Here is a 22,027-nt window from a genome sequence, read left to right as displayed (position 1 = left end):
GGAAATTATATGATTTTTCTAAAATCTTAGAAAGAACTCTGTGCCCTCATCGAGTTTGGATTTTACCCCTAACATACCCTGATGTTGGCGCATGATCTGACGTGAAAGGCTTAGACCGATGCCTGAGCCACTTTTTTTTGTGGTGAAGAATGGAATGAATATTTTTTCCAGGGCTTCGTCATCGATACCGTTGCCATTATCTCTCACCGATATTACAGGCCGGCTTTTTTCGTCAACATACGCTTTGAGTTCTACCAGTCTATTGGTTTGCTCATCGAAAGCCTGCGCTGCATTTTTTATGAGGTTGATCAACACCTGTTCAATAAGTTCCTTATCAGCATTTATGGTCAGGTTTTCAGGGTCCACTCGAATATTGGCTTTTATGTGGTTATCTTCAATTTCTCTTTTCAGCAACATAAGCATCTCTTCGAGCAGAGGCCGTACTTTTATCTCTGAAATTTTTGGTTTTGGGATATGGGTCAGGTTTCTGAAATCCTGAACGAAGCGGATCAAGCCCTGGCTTCTCTTTTTAATGGTTTGTATAGCCAGGTGTATATCAGCTATCTCTTCGCTCGAGATGTGGCTCACCTCCTGATCGTTATGTAATTGCAGTTTTAGCTCTTCTTCCACAGTGTTGGCCAGGGAAGAAATGGGTGTAACCGAATTCATTATCTCATGGGTGAGCACCTTCACAAGATTTTGCCAGGCTTCCATCTCCTTCTCCTCCAATTCATTCTGGATGTTTTGAACGGACACCAGCTTAAATTCCTCGCCCCGTAAAGTCAGTTCAATGGCGTATATGGCCAGTTGTACTATATCGCCACCTATTTCCAGCCTGATCAGGTCGCGCCCGCCTGTTCTCAAGCGCAGAAAAATGTCGACCAGATTTTCACTGATGGCTCCAAGATCCTTAACGTTCTCAATGTTGTTGATACGCAGCAGTTTTTTGGCAGCGGTATTCATAATCTGGACAGCACCGGCCTTATTAAATGTGATCAGCCCTATGCCTACATGCTGAACAATATTTTTAAGGTATTGGAAATCAGCTTCTTTCTCTTTCCTTACTTCGCGCAGGTCTTTTAAAACTTTATTGAGTTCGGCATTCAGCTTATTGGTGTCTTCATTTTGAGAATCGGTTTTATATGAATATGATAGATCGTCATGCCTTATCGATTCCAGGAAATGAATAAGTTCCTGGTTGTTTCTCTCCAATGTTTTTATCAGTGATATAACCTGTAGCCCCATCAGGATAAAAAGCACCAGTTCAGTAACAAAAAAGCCATCATTAAAGATAAGATATGCTAGCACAAAAATATTGAGCGTAAGCAGGCCTACCCTTAATAATACGGCAGTTCTTGTGTTACTAAAGTCCATGTTTTTCCAGCCTCCTGTACAGGGAAGCCCGTGTTAGTCCAAGTTCCTTTGCTGCTTTGGAAATGTTGCCGCTGTGCATATTAATAGCTCTTTCGATAACGGACCGTTCCACTTCATCAAGGTTGAGGTTATCTGTATTTATATCCTGCGATGATGCTTTGCTTTGGGTAAGGAAGAAAAAATCTTCCGGATCAAGCACCTCATTGTCGCTCATAATAATTGCTCTTTCTACGGCATGCTGCAGTTCGCGAATATTACCCGGCCAGTTATACTTTTGCAGCCTGTATAAGGCATCGTCACTGATAGAGCGCACATCCTTTCTATATTTCTTAGCATAGCTGTCTACGAAGTGGCGCGCCAATAGTGGAATATCCTCTATCCTGTCGCGCAGTGGAGGCAGCTTTATTTCCACAGTATTGATCCTGTAAAGCAGGTCCTGACGGAAGGTATTCTCGTTTACCATTTCATGGATAGGCATGTTGGTAGCGCATACCAGTCTGATGTCGATATCTACAGGTGAATTTGTGCCAATTCGCGTTACCTGCCTACTTTGCAGTACAGTAAGCAGCTTAGACTGCAGCGGCATGCTCAGATTGCCGATCTCGTCCAGGAAGAGGGTGCCTCCGTTGGCCACTTCAAACCGACCCGGGCGGTCTTCCTTGGCATCTGTAAAGGAGCCCTTTTTATGTCCGAATAATTCGCTTTCGAATAGTGATTCGGTGATCGCACCCATATCTACCGCTATGAAACTGTTATCCTTCCTTAAAGACCGCTGATGGATGGCACGAGCCACAAGTTCCTTTCCCGTTCCGTTTTCTCCGAGTATCAATACATTGGCATCGGTTTTTGCTACTTTGTCTATCAGATTAAATACTTCCCTAATAGCCCGACTGTTGCCGATGATGTCCTTAAAAGGCTGGTTGATCTCTTCCTCAAGCTGTTTCTTGGCCTTTTTGAGCTTATCAACCTCTTTGTATGATTTCTTAAGTTTAATTGCTGTTGAAATAGTAGCTAACAGCTTTTCATTCTGCCATGGCTTTAATACAAAGTCTGTAGCGCCTTCTTTCAGGGCTCTTACAGCCATTTCCACGTCACCAAATGCCGTGATCATGATCACTACTGCTGAAGGGTCCTGCTCAAGGATCTGGCTGAGCCAGTAAAAGCCTTCCTTACCACTGGTGATGTCCTTGCTGAAGTTCATATCCAGCAGGATAACATCATAAGTATCGTTGTTGAGCAGGAAAGGTATCTTTTTTGGGTTCTTTTCTATTATCACCTGATGAGCATGCTTCTTAAGAAGCAATTTTGCGGCTAGTAACACATCCTCATCATCATCAATCATCAAAATTTTGCCAATCTCTTTATCCACGTGTGCTTGTTTAGGGTTAAGAACTTTTTAATAAAAATGATGCCAATATAGAATAGAGCTTGTGAGCACTATTCACTGAGTAACAGCATGTTCCTAAATGTACAAAACTGATCGATTTCGAACACAACGAAATAAAAATTATTTTGATTTGCTAAGCATTTATTATAATCTAATGCTTCTTATATTGTAAGTGAAATTAAATACTATCAACTATGAAACGAAAACTAATTATACTGCTGTTTGTGTGGATTGGCTGGGGGTATGCGTGGTCTCAATGCAACCCTTTTTATAATTTAAAGCAGGGCTCTGAGTGGGAGCTTACAAGCTACAATGCGAAAGACAAAGTAACCGGACGTCAGGTGAACCAGATCAAGTCGCTCGAAGAGACATCCGATGGATGGAAGGCTGTCATATATTTCAAGAATTATGACAAAAAAGATGAGCTGGTATACGAAAAAGAGGTAGAGCTCGAGTGCGCAGATGGGGTAATAAAAATGGATATGGAGAGATTTATTCCCGAAGAATCGCTACAGGCTTTCAGAGATATGGAAATGACCATTGAGGTAGATAACCTCGAGTGGCCTTCGGATCTGGATGTGGGAAAAACGCTGGATGACGGGTCGATTAACATTAAAGGGAATATTATGAATATGAGTGTTGACGTTACTGATCGAAAAGTAGAAGGGAAGGAAAACATCACAACGCCAGCCGGTACTTTTGAGTCGTTTAAGGTGACATACAAAGTCCGTACAAAAATGATGATGAGTATGGAAGGTAATGCTGTTGATTATATTGCTGAGGATGTGGGGCTTGTGAGGTCTGAGACCTATAATAAAAATGGTAAATTAGTCGGCTACACGCTGCTGACAGGTTATAAATAAAAAAGCTTACATAACAAATCTTTTTTTATCAATTATTGTTATATTAGCGTTGTTGTTATTGGATGAATTAAGAATTTATCCTATTTATTTTGAGTTTTTGACCTTGGAAGTGCTCTTGACCGGAGCACTTCTTTTTTTTGCCCCTGGGTGATGAATCTATTGAAAGGGCATTCATCTGATGACTGATGAGTAAGAATTCTAACGCAGCAAGATAACCTATCCTGATGCAAATACCTTCTTCGATTGCAGTTGTCAGGTGATACATGAAGAAAAGGAGTAGACTGTTATGGGGGCATCCAATTGAGAAAGATCTAACCAAATTTTATGTATATTTGATTTATGAAATACCAGGAATATATAGAGATCAGACCCGACAAGAGATTCGGAAAACCTTGTATCAAAGGGACTCGAATTTCAGTTTATGACGTGCTGAATTGGCTGGCAAATGGTATGAGTAAACAAGAGATCATGGATGATTTTGAAGAGATTACCGAAGACATGATCAATGCCTGCTTGGCTTTTGCAGCAGATAAAGAACATAAACTGAAGATTGCTTCTTGAAATTATTATTTGACCAGAATATCTCACCCAAGATAGTCCGGCTGATTGAATTAGATTTTCCTGATTCTAAACAAGTTCGCTATGTTGGATTAGAGGATGCTTCAGATGCCATGATTTTTGACTATGCTAAAAGCCATGGTTATGCTGTGGTGACTTTCGATTCAGATTTTGTGGATTTGAATGTAGTGAGAGGAATTCCACCAAAGATTATCTGGTTAAAGACTGGAAACCTGACGACTAAGTCTATTTCAGAATTGCTTAGGAACAACATTTTAGTAATACGTAGTTTTCTGGAATCTAATGAGGAAGAGATTCTAGAAATAATAAAAGACACCTGACAAACAAAAAGAGCAAGTATAACGGCTGTTATACGATCGATAACAGCATCATTAAGCCAGCTAAACAAAACCTGGAAGGAACAGTGGTGATAATGCTTGCGATACCTGCTCTAGCTGTTGATATGATTAAATCTTTATTCCCCATCGTTCTAATTTTCACTCTTTTCTCTTGCACTGATCCATCAAATAAATCAGATGAATTACAAGTTGCAGATTGCTTCTTTGTTGAATTGCAAGATCTTTTTCCAGTATCTTCTGAACTTTTGCTATTTAATGATCGGACATACGTAATGATCGAATTGGACTTTCATTCTAAGATTGGATTTGCAAAAAATGGAAGCTATTCCTGGAACAAGGATATTCTAATTCTTGGATTGCCAGATTCAACACAAGAATATTTCATTAAGGATTCCATCAATCTTAACCCCTTGTTGGTGTTTTCACCAACAAGCCATTCGAAGTGTTGCATATGATGTGGTAAAAAATCGAATTCGCTACTAATTTCCTCATAAAAATCTAGCAGAAGAAAAAGTGATGTCTTAGCGGGTTCTATTAGCTAACATCCATTTGCCTCTAACAGGGTTGCTATGGATGTAATCCAGTTTTGCTCAATGACCTTTCTCGATTTAAACAACTTGTTTAATGAATTGCGTTGCCAGAACTGGTAGGTTTCTATCTTTTAAATCCACCCGAAAATGCTCTAACACCTTTGTTGATTTTTTGCAGGTCGAATTTTATCATCAGACCCGTATATTTCACAAAATCCCTCTTACATTCTCTAAAGAGTGTGTAGGATTTATTTTCCACAATAAATGAAGGTGATTTGGTATGACAACGAAACCATAAATGTTTCCCCTGTTTTCATCTATCAGGAATTTCAGGAGGTTTTTTACTTAACTTAATGATCATTTCTAAAATTGGCAGTATTGTTGGTGTTTTCACCAACAACGCTGAGCTTGAAGCTTCAAGCTCTATTTGCCTACTGCTTCTGCCAACTTTTTTCATACCCCGTGTCTTAGCGCCTTCGTGGCCTAAAAGCAAAAACTTCCCCACAAATCCACCCGTATGGCTTCTCTGTGAGGAAGTGTTTTTGAATCAATCAGAACTTAAGGCCAATATCGGAAAATATTATTCCGCGCAAATCCCCCAAAACGGGGGTATTTTTAATTTTTTTTATAAATCTTAAGCGAATCTTCTGTGATAACGGCAATATGTTTATCATAGGAGACTGCAAACAAGGCAGATTCTGGTAGAGAATGCACTTCCTTTTGTGAGGAATATATATGCTGTGCTACCAGCTCACGGCCATTATTTGTCAGGTAGTAGAGCTGGTCTTTATGAAAGGTGAAATAATCTGTACCCTTTACCGGAATTTTTCTGAGATAGTTACCCATATTATCAAATATAAGGATACCGGAAGCTTTGTCGCTGATAAACACCAGATTTTGATATTCTCGAATGAAGGTAATTTCATAATTGTCAGGGTCCAGGAGCAAATCAAAAGGAGTTTCAATGGTAAACTGCCGAAAATTGATGTTATACTTCCTCAAACCAAAATCCACATAATCCACCACCCAGAGGTTGTTGTCAGCGCTGATCGTGATCAGGCCACTGAAGCTGGAGAGGTCGCGGCTGCTATACCTTTGGGCGCTGGTAAGGAAGCGATCAAGGAATATGTACTCCTGGAAATCTGCATAAAACAGAAATATTTTGAGGGGATTCCATGCTTCCACCAATGTGATTTCACCCGTTTGCTGAGGTGAAAAGACCTGGTTGAGCTGGCCATGAGTATACTGTTTCAGATTCCCTTTTTTATCGGCAATGTAGATATTGTTCAGTCTGTCAATGGATACAACAAGCGGTTCACTTATCGCTGTAGCACTTTGCAAAACCAGCTCCTGAGCTAACAGGTTTCCAGCACTTAAAAGTCCTAAATAAAGCAGGAGAGCTTTAAATATCTTTATCCTTTTCAAAGGTTAGCAGGTCAAATTTTTTACCATCATAAGCGCCGTAAGTAAAGTGGTTTACCCACTCCCCAAGATTAATATAACGGCTTTTTGGGTTTACTTCCAAATCGAGAGGCAGGTGGCGATGGCCGAAGATATAGAGATCATGATGTTCACATTGCTCCATATCCTTGCAGTACTGCCAGAGAAACTCCTTTTCATGAAGAAATTTATCTTCGCCCTCAGAGCTACTTATCCTGCTCCTTCTGGACCAAAAGTTAGCAATTGCAATGCCAGTGTTGGGGTGGATGCGTGCGAATAACCATTGACATAGTTTACTGCTGAAGATCTTCTTGAGTATTTTATAGGTATAGTCTCCCGGGCCAAGCCCGTCACCATGCCCGATCATTAGTTTTTGCTCACCTACAATAAGCTGCTGAGGTTCCCGGTAAATGGGAATGTTCAGTTCTTTGGTGAAGTAATCAAACATCCACATGTCGTGATTACCTGTAAAGAATATAACAGGGATTCCTGTATCCGTCAGTTCTGCAAGCTTTCCTTGCAGCCGTATATACCCTTTTGGTATAGCGTGGCGGTATTCAAACCAGAAATCGAAAATATCGCCCAGCAGGTATATGGAGTGAGCATTGTCTTTGACCTGATCCAGCCATCGAATAATCTTTTTTTCACGCTCAAGGCTTCTATCCCTGTCGGGCACACCGAGGTGAAAATCAGAGGCAAAGTATATTTTTTTTCCGTTAAGGGCCTGTATTGTCTTTGGCATAGTGTACAACTGCTGGGCAAAAATAAAAAAAAGTGACTCAAAAGCCGGAAGGAATCTTCTTTACACTGGCTGTTGAGTCACTCATCAATAAATTTAAGAGTTTCTAAGGCTCTCTGGAATCGGAGTCTAATGGACGGGTAGATTCTTCAGGAGCCGATGATTGCCCTACGCCTCGTGAGCTTTTTGAAATATCTTCATCTCTTTTCTCTTTCTCATCTTTCTGCCCGTTGGTATAGGCTTCATAGTTCGTTGGATGCGAAAAAGGACGCTTGCCAATTAACCTTTCCAGGTCTGATTGGAAAATAATCTCTTTTTCGAGCAGCTCCTTAGCTACTACTTCCAATTCCTTTCTTTTATGTGAAAGCAGGTCTTTTGTTCTTTCAAAAGCATCATCTATCAACTTTCTTACCTCCTGGTCTATGGTTTCAGCCGTAGCTTCAGAGTAAGGCTTTGTGAAGTTGTAGTCAGACTGCTTGGAGTCATAGAAAGACACATTACCGATCTTGCTGTTCATGCCATATACAGAAACAATGCTGTAGGCCATTTTGGTCACACGTTCCAGGTCACTTAATGCACCGGTAGATATTTTGTTGAACACGATCTCTTCCGCTGCTCGCCCGCCCAAAGCCATACACATGGCATCTATAAGTTGCTCGGTTTGATATAGAAACTGTTCTTTTGGCAGGTACTGTGCATAGCCTAAAGCCGCAACTCCTCTTGGTACAATACTTACTTTTACCAAAGGATCAGCATGCTCCAGGAACCAGCCTGCTACTGCATGACCAGCCTCATGGTAGGCCACTATCTTTTTCTCCTCAGGAGATATGATCTTATTTTTCTTTTCCAGTCCACCGATTACACGGTCTATCGCATCATGGAAGTCTTGCATATCCACAGATGGCTTATCTTTTCTTGCTGCAATTAGGGCAGCTTCATTACATACATTGGCGATTTCCGCACCGGCAAAACCAGGTGTCTGTGCTGCCAGCTTTTTAGGGTCCACATCTTTACCGAGCTTTAGCGGCTTCAGGTGCACTTTAAAGATAGCCTCACGACCAACAATATCAGGCTTATCAATGCTGATCTGCCTGTCAAATCGGCCGGGACGCATAAGCGCTGAATCCAGCACGTCAGGCCGGTTGGTAGCAGCGAGTATTATTACCCCCGAATCGGTTGAGAAGCCATCCATCTCTACAAGTAGTGAGTTCAGGGTATTCTCCCTTTCATCGTTGGAGCCAGGCATCTGTCCTTTTCCTCTTGAGCGGCCAATGGCATCAATCTCGTCAATAAAGACGATACAGGGGGCTTTTTCTTTGGCCTGCTTGAACAGGTCTCTTACCCTGGCAGCGCCTACACCCACAAACATTTCTACGAAATCAGAACCAGATAAGGTAAAGAATGGTACGCCAGCTTCACCTGCTACTGCTTTTGCCAGCAACGTCTTACCTGTACCCGGAGGGCCTACAAGCAATGCACCTTTAGGTATTTTACCGCCCAGTTTAGTGAATTTTCCAGGATTTTGGAGAAACTCCACAATCTCTTTCACCTCTTCTTTGGCTTCGTCAAGGCCTGCAACATTGTCGAAAGTGATCTTTACCTTATTTTCTGCATCGAATAAAGCAGCTCTCGATTTTCCGATGTTGAATATCTGTCCGCCAGGACCACCACCGCCAGTCATCCTGCGCATGAGGAACCAGAACCCAAATAAAATGAAGATGAAGAATCCCCACTGGAAAATGTAATTGGTAATATCTGATTTATCGTCTACTTCATAGTCTACCCGCTGGTCGGCCGGAAGTTTTTCGTTCAGCTCCTGGTACTGACTTATAAAGCTGTCGACAGAGCCTATGTTAAGTTTATAATGAGGGCCTCCACCCACGCCAAAAGGGCTACTATTTTCTAATTCATTTCTGTATTTAGCGTTATCAAGCGCCTCTTGCTTCAGCGTAACTTCTACATACTTTTGATTCCTTATGAGCACTACTCTTCTTACATCATTGCTCATCATCATGCTCTCAAATTTATTCATGGTGATGGGTACCAGAGTGCTCGACTGGTTAAAGATCATAATACCGAATATCACCGCGATCAGTATCACAATGACCCAAACCTGATAATTCGGTTTCTGAGGTTTATTAGGAATAATATTTTTCTTCTTGTCAGGCATAATCTATATTAAAAAAATTAATTTATTAGCAAATTCTAACGTGAGATGACGATTAAGGTTCAGTTTATGCTAATCTTCAACGGCAACTATTTTTGCATCACCCCAAAGGCTTTCCAGGGAGTAGAATTCACGTTTTTCTTTTTTGAAAATATGGGCTACTACATCTACATAATCCAGCAGCATCCATTCTTTATTATCTTTCCCTTCCTGATGCCAGGGGTCTTGTCCAAGTATTTTTGAAACCTGCTCATCAACGGAACTTGCTATGGCATCTAATTGTGTGTCAGAATTACCTGAACATACTACAAAGAAGTCTGCTATTGCATTTTTTACCTCTCTAAGATCCATTACAACTATATTGGAAGCTTTTTTCTCCTGCATACCCTTCACCACTACATTACTCAATTTTTCGGAAGGCGCTAAATTGTTATTTACATTCATTAACTATATTTGACTTATACTAAACAAAACTAACAAAAATACTTGTATAAAATTCCTGCCAAAACATTATTTCTGGGCAAAAAGGTCAATTTCATGACAACTTGTCACTCCACCAATGATGAAGCGGCCCTTCTTATTGCAAAACAAAAAGTTATTGAGGGTACAATAGTTATTACTGACAACCAAACGGCCGGTAAGGGGCAGCGTGGAAATAGTTGGAATTCTACCCCCGGCAAGAACCTTACGTTTTCTATTATACTAAAGCCAAATTTTCTTTCAATAGTTCAGCAATTCGATCTAAACATTGCAGTTTCACTGGGCATCCTGGATTACCTCAACCGCATAAGGAATGGCTTTGAAGTAAAGTGGCCGAATGACGTTTATTTTGGCGAAAAAAAGGTTTGTGGGATTCTCATCCAAAATAACATAAAGGGTCAGCAACTCGAACATGCAATTGTAGGAATAGGGCTGAATATCAATCAGTTGGAATTCGCCCATCCAAATGCCATTTCATTGTCCACCATTACCGGAAACACATTTGATCTTTCAGATGTATTTGAAGCGCTTCTCCTCAACATCGAAAAGCGATATATTCAACTTAAGAGGGGTGAGTTAGTGGAGCTAAAGCAGGATTACCTGGATCATATGTATCGTTTTGGTGAGGACTTCCTGTATCGTGCCGGTGAGGTGTTCAATGGCAGGATAACAGGTATTACCGATCAGGGATTGTTGGAGATCGAAACCAATCAGGGACTGAAACAATTTGGTTTTAAAGAGGTTGAATTCATACCGTAGCTTACCATTCATGGAATAATTACTCACGAATAATATTGGCAGGTTGCTACAATCGGTAACAATTGTCATATTGATGATAGATAAAGAAGTTTCAAAGTCAATCTATCAATTATGCATAAACTACTACAAAGAAAATTTCTGATACTGATCTTAATGGCGGGTATCATAGGCCATGCTAGTGCTCAAAAACTTGATATGGATAAGCTAAAGGGCATGAAACCCAGAAGCATAGGTCCTGCCGGTATGAGCGGACGGGTAACAGCTATTGACGCTGTGCATGCCCAACCCGATATTATCTATGTAGGCACGGCCTCAGGGGGCCTTTGGAAATCGGAAAGTGGGGGCATAGACTGGAAGCCTGTTTTTGATGAGGTGAAATCCATGTCAATAGGTGCGGTAGCCATTCAGCAGAACAACCCTGATGTAGTGTGGGCGGGAACTGGTGAAGGTAATCCGCGAAACAGCCTGAACGGAGGCTATGGCATATACAAGTCCCTGGATGCAGGAAAAACATGGAAACTGATGGGGCTGGAGAAAACCCGGCATATCCATCGTATCATCACCCATCCGGTCAATCCTGACGTTGTTTATGTTGCGGCTATAGGCTCTCCCTGGGGTGAGCATGAAGAAAGAGGAGTGTATAAAACAACTGATGGTGGAGAAACATGGAATAAAGTGCTTTATATCAATCCAAAAACCGGAGCTGCCGACCTGGTGATGGACCCTTCCAACCCGAATAAACTCTTTGCTGCCATGTGGGAGCACAGGCGCAAGCCGTGGACCTTTCATTCCGGTGGACCAGGCTCAGGTTTACATGTAACGGTGGATGGTGGTAAGACCTGGAAGAAGATCACCGATGACGATGGCTTTCCAAAAGGAGAATTAGGCAGAATTGGAGTTGCTGTTTCCAGAAGTAATCCAAAGAGAGTTTATGCTTTGGTAGAATCTAAGAAAAATGCATTGTATCGCTCTGATGATGGCGGCTACAAATGGACAAAGATCAATGATAATACTTCCGAGATCGGCAACAGGCCATTCTATTATAGCGAAATATATGTAGATCCCATCAATGACAACAGGTTGTATACCATATACACTTATGTGAATGTAAGCGAGGATGGAGGAAGAACATTTTCACAGCTCATGCCCGCCTACGGTACGAGCCGGGGTGTACATCCCGACCACCATGCCTGGTGGATACACCCTGAGGATCCGACTTTTATGATCGATGGTAATGATGGTGGCTTGAATATTACGCATGACAGGGGCGAGACATGGAGATTCGTGGAAAACCTGCCATTAGCACAGTTTTATCACATCAACGTAGATATGGAGTACCCTTACAATGTATACGGGGGCATGCAAGATAATGGTTCGTGGGCTGGGCCTGCCTATGTTTGGAAGTCGCAGGGTATCAGAAATTCATACTGGCAGGAATTATCGTTCGGAGACGGTTTTGATGTAGTACCAGATCCCGACAACTCCAGATACGGGTATTCTATGTCGCAGCAGGGTTTTGTGGTGCGGTACGACCGGGAAACCGGACATCAAAGAATGATAAGGCCTACACATCCCGATTCGGATATGCAACTGCGATTCAATTGGAATGCAGCAATTGCCCAGGATCCGTTTGATAACTCCACTATCTATTTTGGTAGCCAGTTTGTACACAAGAGCATCGATAAAGGTAGTACCTGGAACATTATTTCTCCGGATCTGACTACCAATGACCCGGAAAAGCAAAAACAACATGAGAGCGGTGGTCTGACAATGGATGCTACCGGGGCTGAAAATAATACAACTATTCTGGCCATCTCACCAAGCCCTGTTCGGCAAGGTGTGATATGGGTAGGGACTGACGATGGTCTGGTGCAGTTGACCAGGGATGGAGGAAAAAACTGGACAAATGTGACATCTAAAATTGCCGGAATACCGAAGGAGGGGTGGGTGCCACAAATAAAGGCATCTATCTACAATGCCGGAGAAGCTTTCGTAGTAGTTAATAACTATAGAAATTCTGATTACAGACCCTACCTTTTCCACACTACAGATTATGGTAATACATGGAGAAATATTGTAAGTGAAAGCCAGGTTTGGAATTACACACTATCCTTTATTCAGGACCCGGTAGAACCAAATTTAATGTTTTTGGGATCGGAAGGCGGTTTATATATAAGTATTGATGGAGGCAAAAACTGGACACAGTGGACCAACGGCTACCCCAAGGTTTCTACCATGGACCTGGCTATTCATCCCAGGGAGCATGACCTGGTGATCGGTACTTATGGCAGAGCGGCTTATGTTCTGGACGACATAAGGCCGCTACGAGCAATGGCCAGAGAGGGGGCTCAGATACTGAATAAAAAAATGGATCTTTTTACTCCCCCCGATGCTTATCTGACTTTAAACCAGCAGCCTTCCGGCACGCGCTTCGCTGCTGATGCGATTTACAGTGGTGAAAACAGACCTTCAGGCGCCATGGTCACTTACACTATCAACAAACCTGAAGAAAAGAAAAAAGAAGAAGGTGTAAAGCAGGAAGACAAGAAGACCAAAAAAGGGAAACAGTCAAAAACGACTGAAGAGCCCGGGAAAGATGCAGCTAAGAGTTCCGGTGAAGTGAAGTATGATTCTTTGATCCTTGAAGTGTTTAATAGTAAAAACGAGTTGATAAGAACGCTAAAAAATAAGGCTCCGGAAGAAAATGGCATAAACAGGATGTACTGGTATCTCAATGAAAAAGGGGTAAGAGGGCCTAGTAGGAGAAAATCAGGGAAGAACAGGTCCGAGCCGCGTGGGGTTGATGTTATGCCTGGTACTTATAAGCTACGATTGACTTTCGGTGATGTTAAAGACTCTGCTATGATCAATGTGAGATTTGATCCCAGGGTGGAGATGTCAATGGCAACGTTGCAGGCGAAGCGCGACCTGCAAAAGCAGTTGGAGCGTAGCGAAGAGGTTGCAGGAATGGCCACAGAAAGGCTCGTGGAGTCAAAGGAAATTGTAGATGAGTACACCAAGAAAATGAAGGAAAAAGATGAAGACATTTACAAAGAGCTTATAGAGAAAAGCAAGGCCGTGAAAGATTCCATTGAATCGTTGTTAGTGCCTTTTGTTGGGGAGGATTATAGCGAAAAACAAGGTATCATCCGATCTCCCGACCCCAGTATTAATGACCGGATAAATACGGCCAGCTACTACATTGGATCATCTTTGGAGGCGCCGGGAGCAACCGAAAAGCGACTGGTTGAGCAAGCCGAACTAAAGCTGGAGGAGGCGCTGAAAAGAGTGAACGAATTCTATGAGAGCCAATGGAAAGCATACAGGCAGGAGATAGAAAAACTGGAATTCTCTCCTTTTAAAGATTATGAACCATTAAATAAATGAAATGAGACTTAGAAGTTTAGTTAGTATGTGTATGAAAACTCTAAGTGGCTTTAAGAAAACGTTCCCGTCAAATAGCGGTATGAGGTCTCAAAAAGCGAAGTTCTTTGGGGAAGAGCATTTTTGGGTCAGGTGCTACGCAGATATTGGCCTTTTCTTAAAGCCATTAGTTACACTTTTATTAGTTGGCATAGCAGGAGCATTGCACGCTCAAAACAGTGATTCACTATTTGTGCGGAGTAATTATGAGAAGCACGAGTATATGGTGCCCATGCGGGATGGAGTAAAACTTTTTACAGTAGTTTATACTCCGAAGGAGAAATCAAAGAATTATCCCTTTTTGATGCAGCGTACGCCATACAGTGTTGGCCCGTATGGTGAAAATAATTATAAAACAAGCCTCGGGCCATCGCCCTATCTGATGCGGGATATGTACATTTTCGTTTACCAGGATGTTCGAGGACGCTGGATGTCAGAAGGTGACTATGACAATATGCGTCCGCACGTGGCTGGTAACAATCCCAAAAAGAAGAGCGATATAGATGAAAGTTCCGATACCTTCGATACCATTGAGTGGTTATTGAAAAATATCAAAAACAATAATGGCAAAGTAGGACAGTGGGGTATTTCCTATCCTGGTTTTTACACTGCAGCAGCACTTCCTGAGGCACACCAGGCTTTGGTGGCTTCCTCACCACAGGCTCCCATTGCTGACTTCTTTTTTGATGATTTTCATCACATGGGAGCATTTCTGCAAAGCTACCTCTTGGCTTATCCTGTATTCGGCCATCAGACAGAGCCAACCACAGAAAGCTGGTATAATGAAAAATGGGATGCATTGAGAGAGGCAGGAAATACTGCTGATGGTTATGCTTTCCATATGAACCTTGGGCCGTTGAAGAATGTAAAGAAGTATTATCCTGATGATTTCTTCTGGGAGCAGACCGTTGAGCATCCGAATTACGATGAATTCTGGCAAAAAAGAAGCATACTGCCACATTTGAATGGAATAGACCATGCGGTGATGACAGTGGGCGGCTGGTATGATGCGGAAGATCTCTACGGGCCATTGAATATTTATAAAACGGTGGAAGCAAACAACCCGAAGGCTAATAACACGATTGTGATGGGTCCATGGAGCCATGGAGATTGGGCCAGAGAAAGGGGCTACCAGGCGGTGAACCACATTTATTTTGGTGATAGCATCTCTACATTTTATCAGAAGAATATTGAAAAGCCATTCTTCAACTACCACCTGAAGGGTGAAGGTAACCTTCAACTACCGGAAGCCTATATGTTTGATACGGGTCTGAAGCAGTGGCGACAGTTTGACGTATGGCCACCGAAAGATATCAAACCTGTCAAATTAAGATTTGCCAAAGGTGGGAAGCTTTTGGTCAATGAGGAAGCTGAAAGTGAGGCAACCTTCAGCTATATCAGTGACCCTGACAACCCGGTGCCGTATACTTCAGAAACAGAGGCCGTTACTTTTACACCAAGAAGATTCATGACGGATGATCAAAGGCATGCCTCGAGAAGGCCGGACGTACTTACCTTCAAAACCGACCCGCTCAAGGATGACATATTACTTGCAGGTGAGATCGTAGCCCGCTTGAAAGTAGCATTAAGCAGCACTGATGCTGATTTCGTAGTGAAATTAATTGATGTGTACCCTGATGATGCAGAGCCGTCAAAAATCACCCCTCAGCATGTGGTAATGCCCGGATATCAGCAACTGGTTAGGCATGAAGTATTTAGAGGAAGGTTTAGAAATAGTTTTGCCGAGCCGGAGCCCTTTGCTCCGGGAAAAATGGAGGAAGTGAACTTTCCATTACAGGATATCCTGCATACCTTCAAGAAGGGCCACAGCATTATGATACAAATTCACAGCACGTGGTTTCCGTATATTGACAGAAATCCTCAGAAATATGTTGATAACATATATAAAGCTGATGAATCTGATTTTCAAAAGGCAGAAATAACCGTTTATGGTTCGTCTGTCATTGAAATCGGAGAAGACCAATCGCTGAACCTTCCGGTGGAGATCTATAAGAAGTAAGCCAATCAAGCTGATATCAAAGGCCATCCTGGATAGCACTATCGACAGGGTGGCCTTTTTGTTTGAGCTACGTTTTATATTTTTGCCGGTCGTAACGATATGCTTATGAAGTACCAGCAAATATTAGAAGAAATACACAAAGAGGTGGTACCACTTCTGGGAGACGGCAAGGTGGCCGATTATATTCCCGAACTCGCTAAGGTTGATCCAGGAAAATTCGGTATCTACCTGCTTTTTCTCAACGAGGAGGCTTACTACATAGGTGATGCACATGAAAAGTTCTCCATCCAGAGTATCTCAAAGGTATTTATGCTGGCGCTCACCGTTGCGCATTTGGGTGAAAAGGTTTACGAGCGTGTGAATGTGGAGCCCTCTGGCGACCCTTTTAATTCATTGGTACAGTTGGAGTATGAATGTGGCATACCAAGAAATCCATTTATCAACTCAGGGGCGCTGGTGATCACTGATCTGATGATCTCACATTTAAACAATCCGAAGGAGGAGTTGCTGAGCTTTATACGTGAGCTGGTCGGACAGGAAGATATCTGCTATAATGAGACCATTGCAGCCTCTGAAAAAGCCTGTGGGTTTAAAAATGCAGCCATGGTGAACCTGATGAAGTCATTCGGGAATATCAAGAATGATGTAGAGGAAGTACTGGACCTTTATTTCGATTTTTGTTCCATTGAAATGAACTGCAATGAACTTGCCAGGGCATTTCGGGTATTTGCCAATCATGGCAAAGGGGTGATTGATGCCAAAAGATATATCACAGAAAGCCAGTTTAAAAGGATGACCGCAATTATGCAAACCTGCGGTTTTTATGACGAAGCAGGTGAATTTGCATTTCGAGTGGGGTTGCCCGGAAAAAGTGGGGTAGGAGGAGGTATTGCCGCTATTTTGCCTGGCGAATATAGTATAGTAGTCTGGAGTCCCGGACTCAATCCTAAGGGAAATTCATTGGCAGGCATGAAAGCATTGGAGCTTTTTACTACGAAAACGGGTACTTCAATATTCTAGTGTGATGATCAAATTAGATATAGTAGAACCGATTAAATTGTATCCGCATCTAAAAACAGCCCTTAAAAACCTCTTTTAGGGACATTCTGCCTGTTCCGAACTGCCCGCGCTAAATTTTAGGTGTACGATTGGTGATTCAGGGCTTCAAAAGATGGGTAAAAAAGTAGAGTTGAATGGATTAAAGAGCGTCATGCTCGTCCCTGAAAGCGAGTATTTTCGGGACGAGCATAACGCAGACATGGGCGTTTTCTTACAGACACTAATTTAATTAGTGTTTGTAAGAATCCTCTAAGTGGCTTTAAGAAAACGTCAAGGTCAAGGCTTGTGAAGTTCCAAAAAGTGGAGCGTACTGAGGTACGTGAGCATTTTTGGAACGAGCGTAACGCGGACATTGACGTTTTCTTAGGGACACTGATTAGTTCTCCTTTTTGATTGTCATTGACTCAGCCATTTTCACAGCCTCATATGCATTGATCAAACCACCGGAGATAGACAGGTCTTTGAAATCTACCAATTCTTCTTTGCCCGGTTTAAGCACCTGAAGGGCATCAAATTTCCTGGATGATTTAACTATTATGTCTCTAACCTGAAATGCTGTTAGCTCAGGGTAGTACGACATTAGCAATGCGGCTACTCCTGCAGTTGCCGGTGCAGCCATGCTGGTACCATTAAATGACTGATAAGTATTATCAGGCGTTGTTGAATAAATATTTACACCTGGGGCAAAAACGTCCACTGTATTCTTGCCATAGTTTGAAAAAGATCCAACGAACTGTTCATTTGTTCCCCATGATGATGCACCTATTTCCAGCCAATTACTGGCTGTCGTTTTCGTGTCTCCATAAATCTTGTTGGGGAAGTTGTCTGAGTTATCTGTGTTTTTAGAGCTATTGCCTGCTGCGTGTATCAGTAGTACACCTTTACTCTCCGCGTATTTAACTGCTTTATCCACCGCTTCTTTTTGTGGGGAATAGGATTTGCCAAAGCTCATATTGATGATCCTGGCACCATTATCCACGGCATAGATAATGGCATTTGCAACATCTTTATCTCTTTCGTCACCATCAGGTACAGCCCTTACCACCATGATCTTTACATTGTCGGCAATGCCCTGTATTCCCAGTTCGTTATCTCTATTTGCCGCTATAATGCCTGCCACATGTGTGCCATGGCTGGGGTCGTGGCCTTTTACATCATTGTTTCCATAACCTCTTTCGTATGGGTTGGCGTAATTATCTCCTATTACAGACCTGGGATCGAATTCCGTATTGAATGCATAGTTTACCTGATTGCCAAAATGCTCCACCGCACCTTCCAGTTCTTCGGAGATAGCTTCAAAGTCAGCATCTTCACCTACATTCTGAAATATGATGCCTATAATATTTCTGGCTGCCAGTATAGTGGAGTCTTCCGAGTCAATAGCTCGCAAGTCATCCATGCTGAGCTTCTCTACATCGAGGTAGGCCTTAAGCAGATTATTGAACCTGACAATGTTTTTTTGAAGGGTAGAATAGAATACATACTGCTGATTAGCTTTATCATGCGTCTCTTCAAAATCGGCTTTTACCTTCAACCAGTACTCGTACTCGGCTTTATTTTTCTTTTTAACCTTACTGGCGTCCATATCACCATACTTTTCTTTAAGGTTAACATAGATACGGGTCAATTCGTAGGTGTCCTGTTCTACATTGCCGGTTTTTCCTCCTATGAAGTTCCAACCGTAGCGGTCATCGACATAGCCGTTTTTATCATCATCTATCCCGTTCCCCTCTATCTCGCCTTCATTTATCCATATCTTACCCTGCAGGTCTTCATGGTCAATATCCACACCAGAATCGATCACAGCGACCACTACCGTTTCTGATCTTTTATTTTTTAATATGGAATACGCTTTCTCAACACTAATACCCTGCACGTTATCACCAGGGTCCATCAAAGACCATTCTTTGGGTGGGAAATCTGTACTATCCTGTTTTTCTCCCTGCGCCTGAGCATTGTTCAGTACAGTTAGTACCAATAGAATTGCCGCAAAGAGCCCTCTAACACTGTTTTTCATATTCACTTTAAACAAAAATTAATTTGAAATTCGATTTTTATGTATAAAAGTCTGCCAATATAGCTGAATCTCCTAAAAAAGCAGATGGTTTTTCAGGTTAAGTCAATTAATTGTTAAACAATCTTACATCTGTGCTAGCTAACTGATAAAAAGAAAGTTTCGTTTCCTGAAGATGACGAAATTTATATTCTGACTAAAATTTTTTGACATATGGGTATCCTGTTTTGTCTGTTGTCAGTGGCTTTATTTTTCTTTTTCTTTTTCTATTTCATCATCAAAAGTCACCAGGAAATATCTTCTAAAAATTAGTCGCTTTTGATTAACTAAGTAGTTTTACTATTGTTTTAGATTTCGGGAGGGGCTGAATTAGACGGATTTAATTTAGTATCTGCGGTTCATCTTCTTTATTTTTAAGGAAATCTATGACCTATGGTATTAGAAGATATTGAACTCAAAGAGCGGTTTTTCAGTGTAAGGCAAACAACCGGGAAAATATGCAGCAGGCTCTCTCCAGAAGATCATGTAGTGCAACCCGTTGTGGATGTAAGTCCACCAAAATGGCACTTGGGACATACTACGTGGTTTTTTGAAACTTTTATTCTTCAACCTTATAAAAAAGGTTACAGCCTGTTTAATGACAAATACGGTTACCTGTTCAACAGTTATTATGAAAGTGTTGGTGAACGGGTGATCCGAACTAACAGGGGCAACCTTACAAGACCTACCGTACAGGAAGTTTTGGAGTATAGAGGGTATGTTAATACTCATATGTCTGAGCTATTTGATGCAGGCATAAGTGATAAAGAATTGCTTGGCCTGCTGGAGCTGGGCATTCAGCACGAGCAACAGCACCAGGAACTGTTGCTCTATGACATCAAGTATATTTTAGGGAATAATCCTTTGTTTCCTATCTACATAAACAAGCCCGGGCAGCACTCCGAATCAATGAAATCACCCGATTTTCTGCCTGTAGAAAGCGGTATTTACGAGGTGGGATACCAGGCTAGCGGCTTTTGCTTTGATAATGAGTTGGGAGCTCATAAGGTATTCCTTCACGACTATGCAATAAGCGACAGATTGGTGACGAATGGCGAATATCTCGAGTTTATTAATGCCGGAGGTTATTCTGACTTCAGGCATTGGCTTTCCGAAGGATGGGAGTGGGTAAAGGCTGAAGAGGTGATAGCCCCTTACCATTGGCACCTGGTAGATGGACGATGGCACCAGTATTCCCTTAATGGTGGCCTTAAAGAAGTGGATATATATGCTCCGGTTACCCATGTGAGTTATTTTGAAGCGGATGCCTACGCAAAATGGAAAGGGCTCAGATTACCAACAGAATTTGAGTGGGAAATAGCTTGTAAGCGACATTCCGGATCCCATTCGGATGCTAATTTTATGGAATCAGAACATTTTGAGCCGGTGGCCCGTAAAGGCAGCAGTTTTCAAATGCTTGGAGATGTCTGGGAATGGACCGGTAGCGCTTATATGCCATATCCATACTATCAGGCACCGGAAGGAGCCGTGGGAGAGTATAATGGCAAATTTATGGTTAATCAAATGGTGCTGAGAGGAGGCTCTTGTGCCACACCTTCTGATCACATCAGAGTAAGTTACCGAAATTTTTTCCATCCCCATCTGCGGTGGATGTTTTCTGGAATAAGACTGGCTAAACATATATAAACTATTATTGGAATGAATAATCAATTTGCCCGTGATGTGTTGAAAGGGCTTACCTCGACCCCAAAGGAATTGTCATCTAAATATTTCTACGATGAAGAAGGTGATGCTATCTTTCAGCAGATCATGAACCTGGAGGAATACTACCTAACCAGGAGTGAGCATGAAATATTAAAAGCAAACAAAGCCCGCATACTTGATATTTTCAGAAATGACGCGCCTCGTTTTAACCTGGTAGAATTTGGTGCAGGAGATGGTTATAAAACCAAGGTGTTGCTCGAACATTTCGTCTCTTCCGAGGCAGATTTTCAATATGTTCCTATTGATATTTCGGGTAATGTACTTCAGATACTGAAGGATTCTCTGGAGGAAGAGTTCCCCTCCTTGAAAGTGAAATGTATAAAAAATGAGTATTTCAAAGCGTTAAAACAACTGGAGAATGGGGGTACGCGAAATGTGGTGCTTTTTTTGGGGTCTAACATCGGTAATTTTACAGACTCAAGGGCTATTGAGTTTTTAAAGGAGCTGAATGATGCTTTGAGAGACGGTGACCTGCTTTTTATTGGCTTTGACCTGATGAAGGACCCGGATGTAATACTCAGGGCTTACAATGATCAGGAGGGTGTAACGCGAAATTTTAATTTAAACCTGTTAAAGCGGATCAATCGGGAGCTGCATGGCAATTTTGATCTGACCGGCTTTAAACATTTCCCTACCTACAATCCTGTGACGGGTACTACTGCAAGTTATCTGGTGAGCACAAAGAAGCAGTCTGTAGAGATCATGGATTCCAACATCGAATTCGAACAATGGGAGGCTATACATATGGAAATATCGCAGAAATATAGTATGAATGATATAGAGAGCCTCGCAACGCAAACGGGTTTTGCTGTCATTCGTAATTTTTATGATTCCCGGAAGTATTTTGTGAATTCGGTCTGGCGGAAGTAACGCACATGGAAGGGTAGCCCCTTAAAGCCACTTAGAGTTTTCTTACAAACACTAATTAGCACTGTCCTCCGCTGGCGGAGGTGGCCGGAGGTCGGAGGTGGAACTACTCTACATTGATTTATTGAATAATGGGCGCGGCAAAATAACGACTACGGTTTGAATGTGGGATTTGTTAATCCACCACGTCATCCTGGAATTTTCGTAGAGCAACGGAGAAAATA

17 protein-coding genes are annotated in these 22,027 nt (G+C 42.1%); 9 read left to right on the top strand and 8 right to left on the bottom strand.

The genetic code is table 11. The features are described 5' to 3' along the window. Nucleotides 1–18: 18 nt before the first annotated feature. Complete coding sequence (locus C900_RS03740; protein ID WP_009578264.1) at nt 19–1,374, bottom strand: sensor histidine kinase; 1,356 nt, start codon at nt 1,372–1,374, stop codon at nt 19–21. After that, nucleotides 1,364–2,716, bottom strand: coding sequence for a sigma-54-dependent transcriptional regulator (locus C900_RS03735; protein WP_009578263.1), 1,353 nt, complete (start codon nt 2,714–2,716; stop codon nt 1,364–1,366). The genes C900_RS03740 and C900_RS03735 overlap by 11 nt, the downstream gene beginning before the upstream one ends. 239 nt (nt 2,717–2,955) lie before the next feature. Here C900_RS03735 and C900_RS03730 point away from each other — a divergent pair, with 239 nt between their 5' ends. The 3 genes from C900_RS03730 (at nt 2,956) to C900_RS03715 (ending at nt 4,523) form a co-directional block, all read left to right on the top strand. Then, on the top strand, nt 2,956–3,624 hold the full coding sequence (locus C900_RS03730; protein ID WP_009578262.1) for a TapB family protein: 669 nt from the start codon (nt 2,956–2,958) through the stop codon (nt 3,622–3,624). Nucleotides 3,625–3,963: 339 nt separating this feature from the next. Continuing rightward, nucleotides 3,964–4,185 (top strand): DUF433 domain-containing protein, encoded by a 222-nt coding sequence (locus tag C900_RS03720; RefSeq protein ID WP_009578261.1) that lies wholly within the window; start codon nt 3,964–3,966, stop codon nt 4,183–4,185. Next, on the top strand, nt 4,182–4,523 hold the full coding sequence (locus tag C900_RS03715; RefSeq protein ID WP_040495523.1) for a DUF5615 family PIN-like protein: 342 nt from the start codon (nt 4,182–4,184) through the stop codon (nt 4,521–4,523). The genes C900_RS03720 and C900_RS03715 overlap by 4 nt, the downstream gene beginning before the upstream one ends. A gap of 861 nt (nt 4,524–5,384) precedes the next feature. Here the strand turns inward: C900_RS03715 and C900_RS29695 are convergent. The 5 genes from C900_RS29695 to rsfS all read right to left on the bottom strand — a co-directional run bounded on the left by C900_RS29695 (nt 5,385) and on the right by rsfS (nt 9,861). Continuing rightward, nucleotides 5,385–5,528: a hypothetical protein gene (locus tag C900_RS29695; protein ID WP_009578259.1), complete on the bottom strand. Its 144-nt coding sequence runs from the start codon at nt 5,526–5,528 to the stop codon at nt 5,385–5,387. Between the two features lie 158 nt (nt 5,529–5,686). Further along, complete coding sequence (locus tag C900_RS03700; protein WP_009578258.1) at nt 5,687–6,496, bottom strand: NHL repeat-containing protein; 810 nt, start codon at nt 6,494–6,496, stop codon at nt 5,687–5,689. Next, a complete protein-coding gene (locus tag C900_RS03695) occupies nt 6,474–7,253 on the bottom strand; it encodes a UDP-2,3-diacylglucosamine diphosphatase (RefSeq protein ID WP_009578257.1) in 780 nt (259 codons plus the stop codon). The genes C900_RS03700 and C900_RS03695 overlap by 23 nt, the downstream gene beginning before the upstream one ends. Before the next feature lie 103 nt (nt 7,254–7,356). Further along, nucleotides 7,357–9,420, bottom strand: coding sequence for an ATP-dependent zinc metalloprotease FtsH (gene ftsH / locus C900_RS03690; RefSeq protein ID WP_009578256.1), 2,064 nt, complete (start codon nt 9,418–9,420; stop codon nt 7,357–7,359). Nucleotides 9,421–9,489: 69 nt separating this feature from the next. After that, the gene (rsfS, locus tag C900_RS03685; RefSeq protein ID WP_009578255.1) at nt 9,490–9,861 is read right to left on the bottom strand and encodes a ribosome silencing factor; all 372 of its coding nucleotides are present in this window, start codon (nt 9,859–9,861) and stop codon (nt 9,490–9,492) included. A gap of 93 nt (nt 9,862–9,954) precedes the next feature. On the opposite strand from rsfS, the gene C900_RS03680 reads away from it, so the two are divergent. From C900_RS03680 to C900_RS03665, 4 genes are all read left to right on the top strand, one after another. Further along, entirely contained in the window at nt 9,955–10,656 is a 702-nt protein-coding gene (locus tag C900_RS03680) for a biotin--[acetyl-CoA-carboxylase] ligase (RefSeq protein WP_083867431.1), read from the top strand. 111 nt (nt 10,657–10,767) lie between these two features. Beyond that, nucleotides 10,768–14,043 (top strand): WD40/YVTN/BNR-like repeat-containing protein, encoded by a 3,276-nt coding sequence (locus tag C900_RS03675; RefSeq protein ID WP_040495517.1) that lies wholly within the window; start codon nt 10,768–10,770, stop codon nt 14,041–14,043. Nucleotides 14,044–14,074: 31 nt separating this feature from the next. After that, a complete protein-coding gene (locus C900_RS03670) occupies nt 14,075–16,099 on the top strand; it encodes a CocE/NonD family hydrolase (protein ID WP_245558394.1) in 2,025 nt (674 codons plus the stop codon). A 105-nt stretch (nt 16,100–16,204) separates the two neighbouring features. After that, nucleotides 16,205–17,119: a glutaminase gene (locus C900_RS03665; RefSeq protein ID WP_040495515.1), complete on the top strand. Its 915-nt coding sequence runs from the start codon at nt 16,205–16,207 to the stop codon at nt 17,117–17,119. A gap of 415 nt (nt 17,120–17,534) precedes the next feature. Here C900_RS03665 and C900_RS03660 read toward each other — a convergent pair whose 3' ends face one another. Then, nucleotides 17,535–19,175: a S8 family peptidase gene (locus C900_RS03660; protein WP_009578249.1), complete on the bottom strand. Its 1,641-nt coding sequence runs from the start codon at nt 19,173–19,175 to the stop codon at nt 17,535–17,537. A 429-nt stretch (nt 19,176–19,604) separates the two neighbouring features. On the opposite strand from C900_RS03660, the gene egtB reads away from it, so the two are divergent. After that, nucleotides 19,605–20,858, top strand: coding sequence for an ergothioneine biosynthesis protein EgtB (egtB, locus tag C900_RS03655; RefSeq protein WP_009578248.1), 1,254 nt, complete (start codon nt 19,605–19,607; stop codon nt 20,856–20,858). A gap of 12 nt (nt 20,859–20,870) precedes the next feature. After that, complete coding sequence (gene egtD / locus C900_RS03650) at nt 20,871–21,806, top strand: L-histidine N(alpha)-methyltransferase (RefSeq protein ID WP_009578247.1); 936 nt, start codon at nt 20,871–20,873, stop codon at nt 21,804–21,806. The last annotated feature ends 221 nt before the right edge of the window (nt 21,807–22,027 follow it).

Source organism: Fulvivirga imtechensis AK7, from assembly GCF_000331535.1.
GTDB lineage: Bacteria > Bacteroidota > Bacteroidia > Cytophagales > Cyclobacteriaceae > Fulvivirga > Fulvivirga imtechensis.
Note: the sequence above shows the minus strand (reverse complement) of the source record. Positions and strands in the feature narration are given on the sequence as shown.